This window comes from Candidatus Protofrankia californiensis (genome assembly GCF_900634765.1).
Classification (GTDB): Bacteria; Actinomycetota; Actinomycetes; order Frankiales; family Frankiaceae; genus Protofrankia; species Protofrankia californiensis.
In genome coordinates, this window is the sequence record NZ_CAAAFT010000236.1 from 1 (window position 1) to 20841 (window position 20841).

Consider the following 20841-nt stretch of genomic DNA (forward strand, 5'->3'; position numbering starts at 1 on the left):
AAGTTAAAGATGCTGGAATCACGGGACACTAGCCGGGTAGTACAGTCGACAACGATCTCGTCACACCCACGTAGTAACGCGGACGCAGATATGTCGAGCCATGACGCTTGGTGAACGGCGCGGCCGTTGGCCAGGCGTCAAGTGCCAGTCCATGAAGATTTGGGCGTAACCCGCCGCCTGCCGTGGCAGGCGTTACAGATGGCCGCGTCGGCGAGCCACCTCGAACGGCCGGCAGGTCAGCGGACCCAAGCACCCGGATTCCCGCAGCCCGGAGGCACGACAACCGCGTCGGCGTCAGCAACCGATTCGGGCGTACCTGGGTCAGACGGCGGATGGTGCATCGCCGTGGCTGAGTCTCAACGCTAAGCAACAAGAACCCTTCTATGGAAAGCATTTCAGTTCAACCAACTTCTTCTTGGGACGAACGAATGACGCAAGAGCCATCACGGATTGTGAAGGTCGAAGAGAAGCTTAGTGCGTTCCAAGACTGCAAGGGCGAGGACGTCAGGGTCCCATTCCCAGTGCTTCTTGCTCAGCATCTCCACGGTCCACATCCCGTCGTATCCAGTCGCGGCGATCGCCTCGACTGCCTCGCGCAGCGGCAAGACCCCCTCGCCTGGTAAGGCCGTCCGGTCGTCGTCCCGCCACTGTAGACCGGTCCGCGCCTGCGTGTCACCGATTTGGACGGCCAGGATCAGCCGCTTGTCGAGATTCGCGACCTCTTCCCAAGGTGTCCCGGATGTCCATAGGTGCCATGTATCGAGACAGAGCCCAACCCGGTCGAGTCCTACGGCCTGGATGACCTCTAGTGCCTGATCGAGCGCGTGAAAGGGAGAAAAGGTTACGGGTTCGATCGCCAGCCTCACACCGTGCGGTGTCGCGACATCTGCCAGCTCGGTCAGACAATCTATGAGAACGCGGCGCTGATCCTGCCACTCGTCACTGGAGAAGTTATCCAGAGCGACGACCTGAAGCGTCGGGCAATTTAGATCGGCGGCGACCCGGGACATGCGAGCACAGTCATCGATCAGTTGCTGTCGCGCGGTCCTTTCGCGCGTCTCTATAGGCAGGAGGGCATCGAGCATCGTTACCCGCAGAGGTCCGAGCGCGTGGATCAGATCGTCTGTCGAGAAGCCCGTGTCGAGGTACCGTGCTACTTTCGTGATCAGAAGTTCGATGCCGTCGAACCCGGCTGCGTGGGCCACTCGCGCAGCCGTAACGACATTCGTTCGCATGATCGTCCCGCCGTGTAGTGACAACCCCGGTCGGTGCTTTCTTCCCTTCTGTGACTGATTCACTGGGTTCATGTCGTCTGACCTTTCGGATGCCCGTCGCCGGGCTCAGTGGCACCGCTCGTAGCCTCACAGAGGCCAACTGCCCGGAGGTAGGCGAGACTTTGCTTAGCTGAGTCGAGTCCGGTGTGCGGGGTGTTGGCGTAGGGGTCTGGATCCTGTTCGACGGTGGCGATCCCGTCGAACCCGATCTTCGCTAGGCTTAAATGCAGCGCGGAGAAGTCCACGACGCCGTTCCCTAGCGGGCAGAACAGCCCTTTCCCGAGCGCTTCCTCGAATGCGAGATCCTCGGTGATCATGCGCCGCATGCCATGAGCGGAGACATCCTTGAGGTGGAAGTACTCGACTCGCTCAGGGTATTGCGCGACAAGGTCGGCAGCTTGAAGCCCGGCCACCGCGCTGTGTCCGGTGTCGATGCATAGCCCTATCGCCTCGTGGGATAAGTCGGTAAGGGCTCGGTCGATCTCGTCGATGAATTCGATGTGGGTACCGGCGTGCGGGTGGAGCACGGGGCGGATGTTATGGCTCTGCGCGATCGATGACACTTCACGGATCGTGTCCATCAAGTACATCCAGGCGTCGCCGGTGAGGCGCTGCGCCTTGTCTGAGCGCCCGGCGGTCTGCTGGCGTTCCATGAACATGCGGTCGATAACTACGAGATACCGAGCTCCGAGCTCCGACAGCACCCTGACGACCCTAGTGGTGCTGCCGATCACGGCGTCATGCCACGCTGGGTCGTGTAGGTGTTCGTAGACGAATCCTCCGGTCAAGGTGAGACCGCGCTTATCCAATTCGGCCCGGAGGATGTCGGTGCCTTCCGGCAGAAAGCCGATGGGGCCGAGCTCGGTTCCGGAATACCCGGCGGCGGCGATCTCGTCGAGGACGATCGACCATGGAGGGTTGGTGTCAGCGTCGGCTTCGAAGACACCCCATGATAGCGGCGCGTTACCGATGGTCAACATTCCTTATTCCTCCGCCGCTTTCTGCATTGCTCGATTGCCACGAGATCGAGATAACGCTGCACGGATGGCTTGAGGAGCGATTCAGCGGTCACCAGGATGTACTGGGCGCCCGCATCGATGTGGGCCGCGACCGCATCGATGCTGGAGGCGACCATGCCGAGAATCTTGCCGTGCCGGTATGCTGCGGCGGCGACCACTTCAACCGCGTCCTGGATCTCCCGTCGGGTGATTTCTCCGGGAAAGCCCATGTCGTGCGACAGATCTAGGGTTCCCATAAGCAGCACGTCGAGGCCTTCAACGGCGGCAATCTCATCGGCGTTGTTAACTCCCTCGACTGTCTCGATGTGGGCAACCACTTGGGTCTGCTCGTTGGCCTCCGCCGTATATCGCGCGTATCCGTTGGGAGCGCCGAATCCGCTAGCGCGCGAGGCGGATAGACCTCGCTTGCCATGGGGGAAGAATTTGGTGGCCTCGACTGCTCGAACAGCGTCTGCCGCGGATGACACGCCGGGGACATGGCATCCGAGGGCGCCGGTATCAAGGTATCGCAAAATCGAGGATGGGTTGTTCTCCTCGACGCGTACGAGCGGCGTAGCACCGTGCAGTTCCGTGGCGCGGACCAGATGTTCGCAGCTCGCTGGGGCCAGAGGGCCGTGCTCCCCGTCGAAGACCACGAAGTCGAGCCCGCTCAGCGCCAGATACTCGGCGAGCGCGGCGCTAGGGAAACGGAGGAAACAGCCGAGGGCTACCTCGCCGCGACGCAGTTTCGCGAGGGTCGTATTCACCTGCATCTGCTTGCCACCTCCAGCCCCCATGGGGATCAAAATTGTGCTGCGCGCGCGTCAAGATCGTGGTAGCTCCGTCGCAGGCGCGAGCCGCTCTAGCACTGCTGGGTTGACCACGCCCTTAGGCCGTGCTCCGGCGAGCACGTCTAGGACTTGTTGCACGCACACGCTGCTCATCGCGTGCATCGTTTCGACGCTCAGACCGCCGATATGCGGTGTCAGGACCACGTTGGGCATATCCAATAACGGCGACCCGGTAGGCGGCTCCTGCGCAAAGACGTCCAGAGCAGCACCCGCGAGGCGCCCGTCACGCAGCGCTCCAATCAGAGCTGACTCGTTCACGACCCCTCCTCGGGCGGTGTTTACCAAGATGGTGCCGCGATTCACGACCCCAAGTTCTGTCTCGCCGATGAGATCCTTCGTGTCTGCTGTCAGTGGCGTGTGAATACTCACCACCTGCGACCAACGCAGCAACTCCTCCAGCGTCTCGCATGCTTCGTCTTGCGGTGCCTCCGCCGCCGGGTCGTAAATCTTCACCTCGACATCGAACCCATTGAGGCGCTTCCGCACGGCCTGTCCGATGCTGCCGTAGCCGAGGATCCCGACCCGTTTGCCGGCCAGGCTGTGCGGACTAAGATCACCGCCGCGTTCCCAGCGCCCTAGCCTCACGACCCGGTCATTCTCGGTGATGCGCCTGAGGCAGGCCAGCAGCAAAGTCAACGTGTGCTCGGCTACGGTGTCGGCATTGAGCCCTGGAGTCGTGGTCACCACGACCTTCGCCTCGGTCGCTGCCCGGACATCGATCGCATCGAAACCCACTCCGAGTCTGGCGATCACACGTAGGTGCGGCGCGGCCGCGAAAACGTCGGCTGTGAATGGGTCGGAGCTAGCGATGACCGCGACGGCATCTCGCACTAGTTCAGTCATCTCCGCGGGCGTGCGCCCGCCGCGAGGCTCGACGCGGTTAATCCGGTATCCCGCCGCCACCAGACGTTTCCCTGTGTCGGGGTCAGAAGGGTCGAACCCGGGCGAAGTCACCAGTACGGTCCTCGACGCGCCTGGCGCCTCGGCCTCCAGGCGATCGGCAAGCTGAGTCACGGCTGGATACCATCATCGGATGTGTGTGTCGGTCAACGTATAGATTTAGTCACACTATGCGGGGGTCGTGTACCTAGAGGGTGTCTGAAAAGGGTCAGGGTGGGTAGATCGGCTGGTGGAGCCCCCGGTTGAGGGGAGGCTGGTGATGACTGACCGACGCCGGTATCCGACGGATCTGTCCGATCGCGAGTGGGAGCTGATCGCCTCGCTGGTCCCCGCTCCCAAACCCGGTGGTCGACCGCCGGTGCACGAACGGCGGGAGATCGTGAATGCGATGGCCTACTGGGTGCGGGCGGGGTGTGCCTGGCGGGGGGCTGTTGCGTTATGCGGAAGCAGGACATGGCTCGCCCTGCCGGGCTACTGATCAGATCGCCAGAGCGAGCTCGGCGAAAGCAGCCAACACCCGCAGCCGCGGGTCGGCATCGACGCCGAGTTCATAGTGGCCACGGCGGATGTTCTGCACGAACGCGTGCCCGGAACTGACCGTCTGCGCGGAGCGGAAACATTTCAGCCCGCGCATCGGCCGCAGCCTGGCCTTGAGCTGGCTGTGATCGGACTCGATCCGGGTGTTCGCCCGCCGGGCATCGACATGGTGGGCGGCAGGCAGCAGCTCGTCGAGGACCCGCGGGTAGGACGCCGCCTGGTCGGTGGTCACCTCGACCGGCCTGCGGCCGTGGGACAGGGCGGCGGTGAAGAACCGCCGGGCCGCGGCTAGGTCACGATGGTCGGAAGCGAACACGTCGACGACCTGCCCGAACTGGTCGACCGCCCGGTACAGATAGATCCACTCTCCGGCGACCGTCACATAGGTTTCGTCGACACACCACCGGTCCCCGGGTGAGTGCCGGCAGGGCCGGGCGGCGTCGATCAGCAGCGGGGTGAACCGCTGCACCCACCGATACACGGTCACATGATCGACGACCAGACCGCGCTCGGCCAGGAGCTCCTCGACGTCCCGGTACGACAGCGCGTAGCGCAGGTACCAGCGGACCGCTAGCACGATCACCTCAGGCGGGAACCGGAACCCGGCGAACTCCGAGACCGGAACCGGTGGACGGACGGGACGTCGACGCATCCCTCCACCATGCCCGATCAAGGACCCCGCGGATGCAACAGACCCTGCCGACCCGCGGCTGCGGGTGTTGGCTGCTTTCGCCGAGCTCGCTCTGGCGATCTGATCAGTAGCCCGGCAGGGCGAGCCATGTCCTGCTTCCGCATAACGCAACAGCCCCAAGCGATCCACCCAGCGCGCGTGACAGTGAGTCGGCGGCCCGCCGCACCTGTGTCCCAAGATCCTCGAGGGTGTCGGCGTCGTTCGTGATGGCGCCGAGCGCGGCTGCGACTTGACCCGTGTGGTCGATAACCGGACAGGCTGCCCCGTATTGACCGACGTGGAACTCGTTCACCTCGACGGTATAGCCAGTCCGGCGCGCCTTTGAGAGTTCCAGCAGGAGGTCGGCGCGCCTGGTGAGGGTGGACGTGGTGTAGGCCGGCAGCTCGTGTGCGAGGACCTGCTCGAGAAGCACAGTGTCGTTCAACAGAAACACCTTGCCGACTGCCGTGGCGTGCAAGGGCGCCGCCTTGCCGCCGTGAGACAGCCAAGACGGAAGGGTCGAACCGTTTGTCGCCTGGATTACGGGGATGGTGACGTCTCGGCCACGTCGGATTGCCAGCACCCGGCATTGAACTGATGAGCCCCGTACGAGCGCGAGGTGGTCGGGGCTTATTTGAACGACGTCCAGACGCCTCGCCGCAAGCGTGCCCAAGGCAATGAGCTTGGCGGAGGCAACGTAGGCTCCCGGCTCATCGGAGCCAGCCGGCTCAGCATAGCCGAGGTCGGTGAGTCGAGTAAGCAGCCGACGTACGGTGCGCCGATGCACTTGTAGCAGGCGTGCCAGGGACGCTTGCGTCTGTGGCGCTTCGGCGAGCAGCTCGAGCGCTCTGATCGTTCGCCCGACGTGCTGCGAGGCTGTTTCATCCTCGGGTCTGCTCATGGACAGAAAGTGTACGTTGACCGTCGCACTAGTCGGACCATTAGATCGTAGGACTATGACAGAGGAGAGGGACAGCATCGTGCAAGCCAGCATGCTCATCGCGGGGCGTGCCCTGCCCGGACGAGGCGACCGGATCACGATCTACAGCCCCTATCGCGGCGAACCTGTCGGGGAGACCGCGGAGGCTACCCCGGAGGAGATCGAAGACGCCTTGGCATCGGCGTCTGCCGCCGCCAGGGACGCCGAACTTCACGTCGGTGGCCGACGTGCTGCTGTCCTTGAGCGCGTCGCCGCCCTAGTGGAGACCGAAGTGGACGAGTTCGCGAGGCTAATCGCCCTCGAACAGGGCAAGACGATCGGCGAGGCTCGCAAGGAAGCAGGACGGGTTCCCCTCCTGCTTCGTGTGTGCGCTGGGGAGGCTCGCCGGTTGGGCGGCGAAACGGTTCCCCTTGATCAGGGCGATGACGGGATTGGCTGTCTCGGATTGACGGTGCGCATCCCGGTGGGTGTGGTTGTGGCGATTACCCCCTTCAACTACCCGCTGCTGCTCGTTGCGCACAAGCTCGGTCCAGCGTTCGCAGCGGGCAACGCGGTCATCCTCAAGCCCGCAACGGTCACGCCCCTCAGCGGACTGCGGCTTGCTCAACTGTTTGCCGAGGCCGGTGCGCCTGAGGGATCCGTGCAGTGCGTCACCGGCTCCGGCGCGGGCGTGGGGATGTCGCTGGTGCGCGATCCGCGTGTTCGTGCCGTCACGTTCACCGGCAGCGAGCCAGTTGGACGCGCGATCGCCGCGTCCGCGGGGGTGAAGCGACTGCTACTCGAACTCGGCGCCAACTGTCCGCTCATCGTCGCGGCCGATGCGAACATTGAGCAGGCCGCTGCCGCCACGGCTGTCGGGGGGTACAGCAATGCGGGCCAGGCATGTATCTCCGCCCAGCGCGTCCTGGTCCAGCGTGAGGTCTACGGCGACTTCTTGGATGCGTTGATCGAGCGCGTCGCGGCTATCAAGGCTGGAGACCCGTTGGACGAGACATCGACGATGGGCCCGTTGATCAGCGAGCAGGAGGCAGAACGGGTCACGAGCGCCATCACCGAGGCGACCGCCCTAGGTGCGAAGATCCTTCAGGGCGGGCACCGGGACGGCTCGCTGGTCGCGCCTACAGTCGTGTCCGACGTCTCTCCTGATTCGTCGCTGTTCTCCGAGGAACTCTTCGGCCCAGCGGTCGGTGTCACGTCCGTCAACAGCTTGGACGAGGCGATCGTCTTGGCTAACCGCAGCGAGTTCGGTCTCGGCGCGGGCATCTTCACCGAGAACGTGCACAACGCCCTGCGGTTCGTACGCGAGGTCGAAGCCGGTGTTCTGCAGGTCAACTGGTCACCGCTGTGGCGCGCCGACAGCATGCCCTACGGCGGGCTCAAGGGCAGCGGCATCGGCAAAGAAGGCCCCCGGTGGGCGATCGAGGAACTGACCGAACTCAAGACAGTTGTATTCCACCCGCCGGCGACGTGAGAACGGAAGACAACCTCAATGGTGACTGAAGTACAGGGCCGCAGGGCTTGCCCCTCCCCCACGCGCTGCCTGACCGCCGCCCAGGCCGTCGTCGTGTACCTGTCGCAGCAGTACAGCGACCGCGATGGCCACCGACGCCGTCTCATCCCGGGCATGTTCGGCATCTTCGGACACGGCAACGTCGTCGGGCTCGGCGAGGCGCTCGAAGAGTACGACACGGACCTTCGCTACTACCAGGGCAAGAACGAGCAGGCGATGGTCCACGCCGCCATCGGGCACGCCAAGGCGACGCTTCGCACCTCCACCTTGGCGTGCGCGGGGTCGGTCGGCCCCGGCGCCCTGAACATGGTTACCGGAGCAGCAACCGCCACCGCCAACCGGCTGCCCGTTCTACTGCTTCCCGCCGACGTGTTCATCCGCCGCCAGCAAGATCCAGTCCTCCAGCAGATCGAGAATCCGCTGTTCCGGGACGTGACCGCCAATGACGCCTTCCGCGCAGTGAGCCGTTACTTCGACCGGATCACCCGCCCCGAGCAGTTACTGGACTCCCTGCCGGCCGCCCTCCGGGTGCTGACCGACCCCGCCGACACCGGCGCGGTCACAATCTCCCTCCCCCAGGACGTCCAGGGCGAAGCCTACGACTTCCCCTCCGACTTCTTCCGCCCCCGCGCCTGGCAGATCCCACGCCGCACAGCCGCAGAGGAAGAGATCGAAGCGGCCGTCGCGGCCATCACCCGTGCCGATCGGCCGCTGATCATCGCCGGTGGCGGCGTCCGCTATTCGTCCGCCGAGCAGGTCGTCTCGCGCCTCGCCGCCGCCTGCGGGATACCCGTTAGCGAGACCCACGCCGGCAAGGGCTGTGGACCCCACAACGATCTCGGCGTCGGCGTGCTCGGCCTCAACGGCACAGTCGTCGCCAACAGGTTAGCCTCGCGTGCCGACTGCGTGATCGCCATCGGCACGAGACTTCAGGACTTCACGACCGGGTCGCGGGCGCTGTTCCAGAACCCTGCCGCCCGCTTCGTGTCCATCAATGTCGCAGCCACCGACGCATTCAAGGTCGGCTCGGTGCCGGTCGTTGGCGACGCCCTGCGCACCGTTGAACGGCTAGCGCAGCTACTGACCGATCGCGGCTACGCGACCTCCCAGGAGTACCGCGCGGAGATTCGCCGCGAGGCGGACCACTGGACCGACTTCCTCCGCGCAGACCTCACCCCCCGGACTGGCGAGCGGATGGGCCAGGCCGAGGTACTCCATGCGCTGAACCAGATGACCGGGCACGGCGACGTAGTGGTGACGGCCGCCGGAACTCCGCCAGCAGACGTCAGCAAGCTCTGGGACACCTCCAACGGGTCGGAATGCCACGTCGAGTTCGGCTTCTCGTGCATGGGCCACGAGATCCCGGCGGGCATCGGGTATCGCCTTGCCCGAGCCGAGACCACACGCGACATTTACGTGATCATCGGTGACGGCACGTACCTGATGAACAACACCGAACTCGTCACCGCGGTCCAGGAAGGCCTGAACATCACGGTAGTGCTCATTGAAAACGGTGGCTTCCAGGCCATCCGCGGCCTGCAGATGACCAAGACCGGCGTGGCTTTCGGCAACGAGTTCCGCCGCCGCGACGATTCCGGGCGCCTTGACGGAGAGTTCCTCGCGATCGACTATACGGCCAATGCCGCGTCCCTCGGGTGCCAGGTGTTCCGGGCGGAGACCATTGCGGAGTTCGAAACTGCTGCGAAAGCCTCCCGGGACGTCTCAGGCCCGAAGGTGATCGTCGTCTCAGTCGAGCCCTACCGCATGATGTCGGCCACAGAGTGCTTCTGGGACGTTGGTGTTGCCCAGGTCACCGAGCTGGAGCGAGTCCGGCAACGTACGGATGAGCACCTCAGCGCTCAGCGCGCGCAACGGTACTTCCCTCATCCGGAGATCAGGTAGCGACGTGAACAGCGCAACAGCCCTCGCGCTCGGCAAGTCGGGCGCACGACTGCATCAGCATTTGGTCCACCGCTTCCTAGAAGAGATTGCCGCCGGGACGTACCCGGAGGGTGGGCGCCTGCCGAGCGAAATAGTTCTCGCCGGGCAGCTCGGTGTCAGCCGAGGTGTCATACGGGAATTACTTCGGAGTCTGGAAAGTAAGCACGTCGTGCACATCCAAGCCGGACGAGGCGCCTGGGTGCATCCGATATCCGAATGGAACGTCCTGGACATAGACGTCCTCGTCGCGCTCATGGCTACGCCGGCCAGCGTCACTGTCCTCGCCCACTACCTGGAATGCCGCCGAATACTCGAGACCGAATCAGCCGCGCTGGCTGCGCAACACGCCACAGGTGACGACCTACGTCGTATGGCTGACACTTTAGCACAGATGGACGCCATCGCCGCGTCGGCACAGATCGATCCTGACGACGCCCTCTTTCATCAGGCGGACATCGCCTTCCACAGCACGATCTTCCAGGCATCGGGCAACCAGGTCCTACCCCGCGTTGTCGAGCCGATCCAGCATGTGATGGCTGCACTGCGACCGAAACTCGCTCTGCATCCCGAGCATCGGCGACGACGCACCGTGCCCGAGCACAAAGCGATCCTTGACGCGATCGCCGATCGCGACTCAGACCGAGCGCGGAAAGCCATGGCAGCTCACCTCGGCACAGTCGAGGCCTACTTGCAGGAGTATCGACTGCGACTCCTGCAAGGAACATCGCCAAGCGAGTCAACCAACGGCCGGGCGACACGCCGATCACCACCTCCAAGGGCGTCATAGAGGGGCACGGTCTGGTCTCGTACCGCGCCTGATCGACCCAAGCAGATCCACAGACACACAGCCATGGCACTGGTTGGAACAAGATCGCAGCCGGCCGACAACCATCCCGAATAGACCAGCCTCGAGGCGCGGCACTCATGCCGCACCAGGCACGGTCCACTGGTCGCCACAACACGATGTCCCACCGCCTCACTTACCGAACTACGAGGAGGCACAAGAAATGCTCGACGAGAGCGCACTCGGAACTACTGGAATCTCGCGCAGACAGCTACTGGCTGCTGGAGGACTGGGGCTTACGGCCGCGGCGCTCACCACAGCCTGCTCGAAGGCACCCGGCTCGTCATCATCAACTGACGTCGGCGATGGATTAGACACCACCCAGCTTGCAGACCTCGCGCCGTTCGAGTTCAGTGACTCGGTAGGCGCCAAACCAAATGTTCCGCACAGGTTCTCCTTTGTGCAGATTGACAATGTTGAGGGCCACACCCAACAGCAGGCTGTGACGCAACAGGCCTGCCAAGACCGAGGTATCGACTTCGAGGTCTCGAATTCTCAGAGTGATCCCGCAAAGGTCGTCCAGCAAGTCAACACGTTCCTACAGAAGGGCACAGGGGCCGTACAGCTCCTGCCGTTAGGAACCAACGTATCGACAATTGCCCACCAAGTCTTCAGTCGTGGCGCAGCGCTGTTCAATCAGGTGCAGGGCCCCTCAACGTGCCAGCAGACCGTGGACAACTATGCACTCGGGCAAGCCCAAGGCCAGGCTGCGGTGGACTGGATCAGAAAGAACCTCGGCGGACGGGCTACCGTTGCCTATCTGAATCCCAACGCCCTAGCCCCGGTCTTGGCTGCGCGCACCAACGGAGCGCTTAAGGCGTTCTCCCAGGAGTCCGGCATCAAGGTTATCAACATCGGCATGAGCCCATCGGATTGGACTCCCACCGGCGGATACAAGCAGACGAGCACCCTTCTCCAAGCCCACCCCGATCTGACGGCAATCGTGAGCGGAGATGCACCCATTGCTGGAGCACTTAAAGCGGTGCAGGCCGCGCACAACACAAGCGTCAAGTACATCGGCGGATGCGACGGCGAGGACCTAGTCCTGAATTACATTAAGCAAGGCGACACCCTAATCAAGGGCACCATAGGCCTGGGGATTGCCGCCACCGGATACGCGGCGGGCCAGTTTACAGCAGATTGGTTTGAAGGAAAGACGATTCCACAAGCGTGCATCTTCACCCCCGTTATCATCAACTCGCCCGACGCGGTCTCCGAATACGCTGACCAAGTCAAGAATCCGGCAAAGTATTGGAAGAATCCGAAGTACCAGACCTTCCGCGGGGCCATCAGCTATGAGACCCGTAAGAAGTGGATCAAAAACGCACTCGTAGGAGCGTCGTCGTGAGGCAAAATGTGACGTCAGAAACCCGTAACGGGTTAGATATGGATAATAGGTCGCCGGACGCTCCCGGGAGGGTAGTCACAGGATCTCCCAGTCCGCGCTGGCCGGCGGCATCCGGCGAACATGCCGCACTCACGAGTGGCGCGATGTCCAACATCCAGCAACGGGCCGGGGTCTCCGCGCCTGGGCCGAATGTGCGCAGATACGGACTCATTTTTCTAAGCCTCATCGTGGCATTGGTGGTTCAGGTCAAGTACGGCAACTTCATCACCGTATCCAACACGGTCACAACACTAAACAATGTCGCAACCCTTGCAATCGCGGCGATCGGCGCGGCCGGCTTGCTGATCGCAGGACGGATCGACCTGTCGCTGGCGGGCGAACTAACCCTCCTGTCCACAGCGGCTACTGTCGCAGCCAAGCACGTCGGCGACACGCCGTGGGGCACTGTGACTTGCGTGGTAGTGGCGATTGCCGGCGGGTGGCTCCTCGGCTTGGTCAACGCTACGCTCGTCAAGGTTCTGAAGATTTCCCCGCTCATCGTGACGATCGCTACAGGCGGAATTTATGCCGGGATTGCGCTCGCGATGACCAGCGGCCTATCCGTATCTGGCGTCCCGAGCCCCATCGTGGACCTAGGAATCAATCAGGTTGCCGGAATCCCCTTACCTCTGATTATCGCCGCGATTCTATTCGCAATCGCAGCAGCATACTCGGTGGCCTCCTGCACTGGCCTCCGAATCTACGCGATCGGCGGCAATGAGCAGGGCGCTGCACTTACCGGCGTGCCTGTGAGCCGGATCGTCGGTCGGCTGTTCTGTGCCCAGGGTGCGCTGATCGGGCTAGTCGCACTAATCGAAATCGGCCAAATCAGCGCGGCCGTGCCAACTTCCGACACGAGCTTCGAGTTCAACGTACTGACAGCCGTGCTCCTCGGCGGCGTCCTCTTCACCGGCGGCGGCGGTCGTGCGGTCGCGCTACTGCTTGGGATCATTACGATCGGCATCGTAGACGCCGCACTGGTGTTCGTTGGCGTTGAGCAATGGTGGACATTGATCGTCTACGGGGCAATGCTCCTACTTGCGCTCGGCGCCGACCAGGTTGCAACCCATCGGCAAGAACGTCGAACCCGGCAGGTTACGAACGACGATGTCGCACTCAACGATGTCGCAGTCGAGGCGGCAAACGCCAGCCCCGCAGACGAGCCGAAGCCCGAGCATAACCGAACGAAGACGCGCCCTGCTTCGACCCGCAGCGCCGCTGACCTCGACCCTCTGTCTGTACAACAGCCTATTTACTCGGCACGCGGTGTTCAACTTCGATATGGCGCGGTTCAGGCATTGCGTGGGGTGGACTTCGACGCTGTCCCCGGTCAGATCACATGCCTGGTCGGCGATAACGGTGCCGGCAAGTCCTCGCTCGTGCGCGTCCTGTCGGGTGTCGTCAAGCCGACCGCAGGCCAGTTGGTCTTGGCAGATGAGCAGATGACGTTCGCGTCGCCGCTGGAGGCACGCCGCGCAGGCATCGAGACCGTCCACCAAGACCTGGCGATCTGCCCCAATCTTAACGTCGCGCACAACATCGTCCTTGGTACAGAGCCGATCCGCCGACACCTACTCCCCGTTCGCGATGATCGCTTGGCGCTGTCCGAGGCCAAGCGTCGCCTCGACATCATCGGCGCAACAATTACCGATTTCACAAGACCGGTGCAGTTCCTCTCTGGCGGCCAGAGGCAGACGATCGCCATCGCCCGAGTTCTGCACGACCAATCACGAGTGGCAATTTTTGATGAGCCCACGGCCGCGCTCGGCGTCCGACAAACGGAGAAGGTGCTTAGCACAATCAAGGCCGTCGCCCAGAGCGGGGTCGCTGTGATCTTGGTGACACACGATATTGAGGCTGTCCTCGCGGTCGCCGACAGACTAGTAGTCCTGCGACTCGGACGAGTCTCGTACGCAGGGCCGGCGCACGGCGTGTCGGAGGCTGAACTAGCCCAACTGATGGCAGGCCTACCGCCCGAGCGGGTCTTCGGCGCCGTTAGCAACGGGTGAATGCGGAGCGAGATCGTGTGGTGCAATGAGGCGGGCGAGGTCAAAGGGGGCCAGCCCACAGTTTCTGCTCCCGGCCAGCCCACGGGACGGGTATTCCGCCGCGCCCGGAGACCAGCTTTGTCTGCGTATTCTCGACCTTCCGGTATTCTCGACCTTCCGGCAGGCATGGTCGAGGTCGCAGGCGGAAATCAAGCACAACAGTGAGGTATAGAGAATGACAACTGGATCGACTATAGCCGCCGTCTTGACTGATGAGAAATTGGTCGAGATGCAAAGACGGATGCTCCGGATTCGGCTCTTCGACAGTCGCGCCGTGGAACTCCAGAGCGCTGCCTTGCTCCCTGGCCCCATCCACACATCAATCGGACATGAAGCCGCGATCGTCGGGGCATGTATGGCATTGCGTAATGATGACTATATGACTGGCTACCACCGGTCACATGGTCATCCCATAGGCAAGGGTTCGCGGCTTGCCCCGCTGATGGCTGAATTGCTTGGACGCTCTGACGGAATTTGTCGCGGCAAGGGCGGCTCGCTCCACCTGGCTGACTTCTCGGTAGGAAGTCTCGGCGAGTCGGGCATAGTTGGTGCCGGACTTCCTATCGCTGTCGGTGCGGGATTGAGCGCGAGAATGCTGGGCACCGACCGGGTGTCACTCGGGTTCTTTGGCGACGGCGCCGCGAATACCGGTCCGTTCCATGAAGCGATGAACCTCGCCTCTATCTGGCAGACACCGACGATCTTCTTCTGTGAGAACAATGGCTATGCGGTGTCGTTCTCGATCAAGGAAGCAATGAAGGTGGAGCACGTCGTTGATCGCGCCGCCGGCTACTCAATTCCTGGTGTTCGAGTGGACGGCCAAGATGTCTTGGCGGTCCACGCCGCGGTGACGGAAGCGGTTGCCCGCGCCCGCACAGGTGGGGGCCCCACCTTGGTCGAGGCGGCTACCTACCGCTTCCGCGAGCACGCGGAAATGCTGCCAACGGCCCCGTATCGCGCTGCGGATGAGGTGGAACGGTGGAAGGCGCGGGATCCGATCGCCCTATTCCGGCAGGTACTCATCCGCCGAGGAGTGGCGACGGAAGAAGAACTCCGGTATCTGGAGGACGAGGTCACCACCGAAGTCAACGAGGCCGTGCAGTTCGCTAAGGACAGCCCGCAACCCGAGCCAGACGCGGCGTTCGAAGACTTGTTTGTCAATCCCATTGTCGTAAGGGGGGCCAACTGATGGGCGGATCGACCCGTGGGACGTATCTGGGCGCACATCTGTCAGCGATCGCCGAGGAGATGCGGCGCGATCCCGCCGTGGTGTTCATGGGCCAGGATCTGCGCGCCGGAGTGTTCGGTCGGTTCCCAGTGGACGAGTTCCATGAGGACCGCGTCCGCAGCTTGCCGATTTCTGAGGCGGGTTTCGTCGGTGCAGGAGTTGGGGCGGCGATGACCGGACTTCGCCCAGTCATCGACATCACGTATTCGACGTTCCTGTATTCAGCGATGGATCAGGTGGTCAACCAGGCTGCCAAGATTCGGTACATGTCCGGCGGGCAAGCCAAGGTGCCACTAGTGCTGCTCGCGTCGCTCTTCTACGGCGGCGCACAGGCTGCCCACCACGCAGACCGCCCCATGGCGTTGTTCGCGAACAGCCCCGGACTCAAGATTGTCGCGCCGAGCACCCCATACGACGTGAAGGGCCTCACCGTTACGGCGATCCGTGAAGATGATCCAGTGATCATATTCAAAGATGGCAACCTGATGGGAGTCCGGGACGAAGTTCCCGAGGATCAGTATGCGATTCCGCTCGGCGTGGCAGACGTTAAGCGCGAGGGCTCGGATGTGACCGTCGTCGCAATCGCCGGTGCTGTCCGGATGGCTCTTCGCGCCGCGGCCGAGCTCGAGGCGGACGGCATCTCTGTCGAAGTCATAGATCCGCGTTCGCTTGTCCCATTGGATCAACAAACCATCAACGCCTCGGTTGCGAAGACTGGCCGCGTCGTTGTCATCGATCCTGCGCCGCTGACGTGCAGCTTCGCTAGTGAGCTGGCCGCGACTATCGTGGAGGAGATGTTCTGGCACTTGAAGGCTGCCCCGGTACGCGTTACCGCTGCCGACGTGCCTACCCCGTTCAGTCCGTCCCTCGAGCGACGCACGCTTCCCGACGTCGCGCGGGTAGCTCAGGCAGTGCGCAATGTGGTCCAAGAGAAGAGAGTCCCAGCACGCACCGAGACATGATTTATAGCCGAGCGACGGACAAGCAATCGAGTTTATGGAAAGGGACTTGTGTGAGCATCGAACTGAGGCTTCCGCAGTGGGGAGCGGGAACCAATGAGGGGACTGTGGTCGAGTGGTTGAAAGCTGTCGGCGACCAGCTCGCCGAAGGTGAGCCTCTCGTCGAGGTGGAGACCGCCAAAGTGAGCGGGGTTTTGGAGGCACCGGTCAATGGTGTGCTGATTGAGATCGTCGCGGCGGAAGGTGACGAAGTTCCGGTAGGTGAGGTTTTGGCACGCATCGAACCAACGGAGGATGCGTGACAGCGGCACCTAGCGAGCACACCGGCGCCGGCGCAGAGACGATGAAGATTCAGGGAACCTCGGTGCCACGGCTTGGTTTCGGGACCTGGCAGCTATACGGCAAGGACGCCGCGGAGGCCGTGCGGGATGCGTTGGAGATCGGATACCGCCACATCGACACGGCACGGAACTACGAGAACGAGACGCATGTCGGGGCCGCTATCAAGGAGAGCGGTATCCCCCGGGACCAGATCTTCCTGACCGACAAGGTATTCCCCGTCCTCAATCGGACCGAGGTGTTCAACCCTGCCTTGGTGAGGTGGGCTGTCGAGGAGTCACTCGATCGTCTTGATGCCGATTACCTTGACCTGCTGCTCCTGCACTGGCCCAACCCCCGGGTCCCGCTAGAAGCGGCGCTCCCGGCCATGACCGAACTGCGAGACGACGGCTGGGTCCGACACATCGGCGTCTCCAATTTCCCGCCTGGCATGCTCCAGCGGGCGATCGAACTAGCACCGATCTTCTGCAACCAGATCGAGTTTCACCCCTTCCTCTCACAGACGCGGGTGCTCGAGATCGCGAGAGGCCACGACCTGATGGTGACAGCCCACACGCCACTGGCTGCAGGCTTAGCCCTGACCGATGCCACGCTGCAGCGGATCGGCGCCCGGCACGGCAGGAGCGCCCCGCAGATAGCACTGCGGTGGCTGCTAGATCAACCTAATGTCGCGGTGATCCCGATGGCGCCGCGGCATGACTGGCGGATCGAAAACTGGCAGGCTCTCGACTTCGCCCTCTCGGCTGAGGAACGGGCTGAAATCGATGCGCTGTCGAAGGATCGGCGTACGGTCAACCCGAGTTTCGCACCCAATTGGGACGCCTGATGGTGGTCTCACGGGACGCCGGCGCCGACTCGCGCAAGCTGGCAGGTCAAACGGGCTCTCACAGTGAGCCGGAGGGACTACACGAGGCGGTACCGCTCAAGGGTATGCGCGCCGCGATCGCCGCGGCAATGATGCAAAGCCTGCATGGCACCGCGCAACTCACTCTCCATCGGCGATTCAACCCGGAGCCGCTTGTCGCGTATAGGCAGGGGTTCAGCTCGGATGCACGGCCAAGCCTCAATGACCTCGTCCTGGCAGCGACTGCCCGAGTACTCCACACACACCCGTGGGTCAACGCGACCGTCGAGGACGACACAATCTACCGTTGGCGCTGCGTACACTTGGGCATGGCTGTCGCCCTCGACAACGGGCTTGTCGTACCAGTCATCCGCAATGCCGATCGCCTCACGCTGGAGCAGCTGCGCACTGAGACTGCCCGACTAGGGAGCCTCGCGCGGCAAGGACGTCTCAAGGTGTCTGACATCCAGAGCGGCACCTTCACCGTGACCAATCTTGGGCACTTCGGCATCGACGCCTTTACCCCGATCCTCAACGCACTTCAGGTCGCAATTCTTGGCGTCGGACGATTCGAGAACGCCTCCGCCACACTGTCGCTCACGATCGACCATCGCGCGCTTGACGGCGTGCCCGGCGCAAATTTCCTGCGTGACCTCTCGGCCGCTCTTGAGAATCCGAAAGAGCACTTGTGACGACACAGACCTTCTCGCAATACCGTCGTGGCCAGCCGCGCCATGACCGAGCGAGATCACAAGCTGGATGGCTCATCAGTCAGACCAGCACTGGCGCATGGCGGTACGGTGACTGACAAGGGAATGCAATGAGCGACGACACAAGCGTCCCATACGACATCGTGATTCTAGGCGGCGGCAGCGGCGGATACGCTACGGCGCTGCGCTCCGCGCAGCTGGGGCTGCGGGTGGCGCTCATCGAGAAGGACAAGCTCGGGGGTACCTGCCTGCACTCGGGTTGCATCCCTACCAAAGCGCTCCTTCATGCCGCTGAGGTGGCCGACGAGGCCCGAGCCGGCACCTTCCTAGGTGTTAGGACGTCGTTCAACGGCGTTGATGGCACGGCACTGCAAGCGTTCAAGGACCGCACCATTACCCGCCTGTATGGAGGGCTGCAGGGTCTTATCGCCAGCTCCGAGAACATCACCTACGTCGAGGGCGCCGGCCGCCTGGTCGGTCCGAAGACGGTGGATGTCGACGGACGGCGTTACACAGGAACGAACCTTGTGCTCGCCACCGGCTCCGTTGCGCGCTCGCTTCCAGGCATCGAGACCGGTGGGCGAGTGCTCACCAGCTCCGAAGCGCTCGCGCTGGACGACATCCCCACCAGCGTCGTCGTGATCGGAGGCAGCGTCATCGGCGTGGAGTTCGCCAGTCTTTGGACGTCGTTCAGTGCTCAGGTCACCATTCTCGAGGCCCTTCCCGTTCTGGTTCCGCACGAGGACCGGACGCTGTCCAAGCATCTCGAGCGCGCATTCCGCAAGCGCAAGATAGCTGTGAGGACCAGCACCACCGTGGTCGGTGTCGAGCAGCATCATGATGGCGTCAAAGTGCTGTTACATGACGACGAGAAGCTCGAGGCCGACTATGTTCTGGTCGCAGTCGGTCGCACACCCGTCTCGTCCGGCCTCGGCCTGGAGCAGATCGGCGTCGCGACCGATCGCGGCTGGGTCGTGACCAACGAACGCCTCGCCACGAACATTGGCGGCGTCTATGCCGTCGGGGATCTCGTCCGCGGCCTCCAGCTCGCCCACCGTGGCTTCGCCCACGGCATCTTCGTCGCCGAGGAGATCGCAGGCCTCAACCCCGAACCGGTTCTTGACAGCATGATTTCGCGGGTCACCTACTGCGAGCCGGAGCTAGCCAGCGTCGGCTTGACCGAGCTTCAGGCCCGCGAAGCATTCGGCGAGGTGGATGCACTCGAGTACAACCTCGGCGGAAATGGTAAGAGCCAGATCCTTCAGACCACCGGGGTCGTCAAGATCGTTCGGCAGCCCGGCGGTCCCATTGTCGGCATCCATATGCTCGGCGCCCGCATGGGCGAGCAAATAGGTGAGGCTGCACTCATCGTCAACTCTGAAGCGACTCCCAGTGACATCGCGCGAATCATTCACGCGCACCCGACCCAGAACGAGGCACTCGGCGAGGCTGCGCTAGCCCTCGCCGGCAAACCGCTCCACACTCACCGATGACGGAGACGCCGTGACTAGGACGCCCGCTCACCCCGCCGACATGAACCCGGTCGCGCCAGCCGGCCGCCGCCTGCTGCGGATCGAGGCACGCAACGCCGTCACCCTGATCGAGCGCAAGCCAGCCTGGATGAAGACCCCGATGAGGATCGGCCCGGGTTACCGCGAACTGAATGCGCTCGTAACGAATGAAGGCTTGCACACCGTGTGCCAGGAGGCTGCCTGTCCCAATATCTTCGAATGCTGGGAAGACCACGAGGCGACGTTCCTAATCGGCGGTGACCAATGCACCCGGCGCTGCGACTTCTGCCAGATCGACACCGGCAAGCCAGACCCGGTGGATCACGACGAGCCCCGCAGAGTCGCCGAGAGCGTGTGGAAGATGGGCCTGAAGTACGCGACCATCACCGGAGTCGCCCGCGACGACCTACCCGACCGCGGCGCGTGGCTCTACACGGAGACTGTGCGAAAGATCCATCAGGTCAACCCCACCACGAAGGTGGAGTGTCTCATCCCCGACTTCAACGGTAACCCGGACCTCCTCGCCCAGGTCTTCGAGGCTCACCCCGAGGTGCTGGCTCACAACGTCGAGACCGTACCCCGCATCTTCAAACAGATCCGCCCGGCGTTCCGGTACGAACGCTCCCTCAACGTGCTCGCCCAGGCCCGCATAGCAGGCCTGATGACCAAATCGAACCTCATCCTCGGTCTGGGCGAGACACACCAGGAAGTCTCCGCGGCGCTGCGCGACTTGCACGAGGCCGGCTGCGAACTGGTCACCATCACCCAATACCTCCGCCCCAGCGTCCGGCACCACCCGGTCCAGCGGTGGGTGAGCCCCGAGGAGTTCACCCAACTCGCCGCCGAGGCCAGGCGAATAGGATTCGCCGGCGTGATGTCCGGTCCGCTCGTGCGCTCGTCATACCGCGCTGGCCGCCTACACCAGCAGGCGATCGGCACCCGTCCGACGCGGTGAGGATCTAAACTATAGGTCCGGAAGTCCATGTCCGATGCACCGATCCGCTTAGAGGGCAGCCGACCAACCAACCGGACTACATCTGACGGGCGTCGACGTGAGATTCCACGCGCTCAGCAGAGGCACTGTAGCCATCGCCGATCTGCGGCGACTGTGTAGAGTTTAGGTGCCGTCGTAGCACGCAGACCGGACAGTTTCCGTACACTCCGGCTGTTATCTCGAGCGTACTTCGCGGCGCAGCGTTCTGACTGGGGTGATGAGGTCACAATTCCGCTCACGCATCGCTCCGCTCGCACTGGCGACCGTCATCGTGTCCCTACCGTCCTACGTGATAAGCGCTTTCTATCCCGCTTCGTCTAGTGTCCCGTGATTCCAGCATCTTTACTTTGCGTTGT

The 20841-nt window shown here is 63.1% G+C and carries 18 protein-coding genes and 1 pseudogene; 13 read left to right on the top strand and 6 right to left on the bottom strand.

Going from position 1 to position 20841, the window contains the following annotated elements:
• Positions 1-443: 443 nt before the first annotated feature.
• Genes DD1DGNOD_RS12745 through DD1DGNOD_RS12760 form a run of 4 tightly spaced genes read right to left on the bottom strand, consistent with a single transcriptional unit; the run spans position 444 to position 4137 of the window.
• Positions 444-1307, bottom strand: a complete 864-nt coding sequence (locus DD1DGNOD_RS12745; protein WP_131770211.1) for a sugar phosphate isomerase/epimerase family protein — start codon at positions 1305-1307, stop codon at positions 444-446.
• Entirely contained in the window at positions 1304-2254 is a 951-nt protein-coding gene (locus DD1DGNOD_RS12750; protein ID WP_131770212.1) for a sugar phosphate isomerase/epimerase family protein, read from the bottom strand. The genes DD1DGNOD_RS12745 and DD1DGNOD_RS12750 overlap by 4 nt, the downstream gene beginning before the upstream one ends.
• Positions 2248-3045 (bottom strand): HpcH/HpaI aldolase family protein, encoded by a 798-nt coding sequence (locus tag DD1DGNOD_RS12755; protein ID WP_165036647.1) that lies wholly within the window; start codon positions 3043-3045, stop codon positions 2248-2250. The genes DD1DGNOD_RS12750 and DD1DGNOD_RS12755 overlap by 7 nt, the downstream gene beginning before the upstream one ends.
• Positions 3046-3096: 51 nt before the next feature.
• Entirely contained in the window at positions 3097-4137 is a 1041-nt protein-coding gene (locus DD1DGNOD_RS12760) for a phosphoglycerate dehydrogenase (RefSeq protein ID WP_131770214.1), read from the bottom strand.
• A gap of 145 nt (positions 4138-4282) precedes the next feature.
• On the opposite strand from DD1DGNOD_RS12760, the pseudogene DD1DGNOD_RS12765 reads away from it, so the two are divergent.
• A pseudogene (locus tag DD1DGNOD_RS12765) lies at positions 4283-4447 on the top strand (transposase); the annotation flags it as partial.
• Between the two features lie 54 nt (positions 4448-4501).
• On the opposite strand, the gene DD1DGNOD_RS12770 reads toward DD1DGNOD_RS12765, so the two are convergent.
• Both DD1DGNOD_RS12770 and DD1DGNOD_RS30510 read right to left on the bottom strand, forming a co-directional pair.
• Positions 4502-5212: an IS6 family transposase gene (locus DD1DGNOD_RS12770; RefSeq protein ID WP_131770215.1), complete on the bottom strand. Its 711-nt coding sequence runs from the start codon at positions 5210-5212 to the stop codon at positions 4502-4504.
• A gap of 103 nt (positions 5213-5315) precedes the next feature.
• On the bottom strand, positions 5316-6230 hold the full coding sequence (locus DD1DGNOD_RS30510) for an IclR family transcriptional regulator (protein ID WP_131770216.1): 915 nt from the start codon (positions 6228-6230) through the stop codon (positions 5316-5318).
• On the opposite strand from DD1DGNOD_RS30510, the gene DD1DGNOD_RS12780 reads away from it, so the two are divergent.
• The 12 genes from DD1DGNOD_RS12780 (at position 6187) to lipA (ending at position 20446) form a co-directional block, all read left to right on the top strand.
• Positions 6187-7641, top strand: a complete 1455-nt coding sequence (locus tag DD1DGNOD_RS12780; protein ID WP_206443133.1) for an aldehyde dehydrogenase family protein — start codon at positions 6187-6189, stop codon at positions 7639-7641. The genes DD1DGNOD_RS30510 and DD1DGNOD_RS12780 overlap by 44 nt on opposite strands.
• Positions 7642-7659: 18 nt before the next feature.
• On the top strand, positions 7660-9582 hold the full coding sequence (gene iolD, locus DD1DGNOD_RS12785) for a 3D-(3,5/4)-trihydroxycyclohexane-1,2-dione acylhydrolase (decyclizing) (RefSeq protein ID WP_131770217.1): 1923 nt from the start codon (positions 7660-7662) through the stop codon (positions 9580-9582).
• Positions 9583-9586: 4 nt separating this feature from the next.
• Entirely contained in the window at positions 9587-10408 is an 822-nt protein-coding gene (locus DD1DGNOD_RS12790) for a FadR/GntR family transcriptional regulator (RefSeq protein ID WP_165036651.1), read from the top strand.
• A 220-nt stretch (positions 10409-10628) separates the two neighbouring features.
• Positions 10629-11813 carry a sugar ABC transporter substrate-binding protein gene (locus DD1DGNOD_RS12795; protein WP_131770219.1) on the top strand — a complete coding sequence of 395 codons (1185 nt, stop codon included), beginning with the start codon at positions 10629-10631 and terminating at the stop codon, positions 11811-11813.
• Positions 11814-11956: 143 nt separating this feature from the next.
• Positions 11957-13861, top strand: a complete 1905-nt coding sequence (locus DD1DGNOD_RS12800) for an ATP-binding cassette domain-containing protein (RefSeq protein WP_165036653.1) — start codon at positions 11957-11959, stop codon at positions 13859-13861.
• A gap of 214 nt (positions 13862-14075) precedes the next feature.
• A complete protein-coding gene (locus DD1DGNOD_RS12805; RefSeq protein ID WP_206443134.1) occupies positions 14076-15089 on the top strand; it encodes a thiamine pyrophosphate-dependent dehydrogenase E1 component subunit alpha in 1014 nt (337 codons plus the stop codon).
• Complete coding sequence (locus DD1DGNOD_RS12810) at positions 15089-16090, top strand: alpha-ketoacid dehydrogenase subunit beta (protein ID WP_131770221.1); 1002 nt, start codon at positions 15089-15091, stop codon at positions 16088-16090. Before DD1DGNOD_RS12805 ends, DD1DGNOD_RS12810 begins: the two co-directional genes overlap by 1 nt.
• A 50-nt stretch (positions 16091-16140) precedes the next feature.
• Positions 16141-16389 (top strand): biotin/lipoyl-containing protein, encoded by a 249-nt coding sequence (locus DD1DGNOD_RS12815; RefSeq protein ID WP_206443135.1) that lies wholly within the window; start codon positions 16141-16143, stop codon positions 16387-16389.
• The gene (locus DD1DGNOD_RS12820) at positions 16386-17252 is read left to right on the top strand and encodes an aldo/keto reductase (protein ID WP_206443136.1); all 867 of its coding nucleotides are present in this window, start codon (positions 16386-16388) and stop codon (positions 17250-17252) included. Before DD1DGNOD_RS12815 ends, DD1DGNOD_RS12820 begins: the two co-directional genes overlap by 4 nt.
• Positions 17252-17962 carry a 2-oxo acid dehydrogenase subunit E2 gene (locus DD1DGNOD_RS12825; RefSeq protein ID WP_131770223.1) on the top strand — a complete coding sequence of 237 codons (711 nt, stop codon included), beginning with the start codon at positions 17252-17254 and terminating at the stop codon, positions 17960-17962. The genes DD1DGNOD_RS12820 and DD1DGNOD_RS12825 overlap by 1 nt, the downstream gene beginning before the upstream one ends.
• Before the next feature lie 128 nt (positions 17963-18090).
• Positions 18091-19473: a dihydrolipoyl dehydrogenase gene (gene lpdA / locus DD1DGNOD_RS12830; RefSeq protein WP_131770224.1), complete on the top strand. Its 1383-nt coding sequence runs from the start codon at positions 18091-18093 to the stop codon at positions 19471-19473.
• Between the two features lie 40 nt (positions 19474-19513).
• The gene (gene lipA / locus DD1DGNOD_RS12835; protein WP_131770228.1) at positions 19514-20446 is read left to right on the top strand and encodes a lipoyl synthase; all 933 of its coding nucleotides are present in this window, start codon (positions 19514-19516) and stop codon (positions 20444-20446) included.
• Positions 20447-20841: the final 395 nt, after the last annotated feature.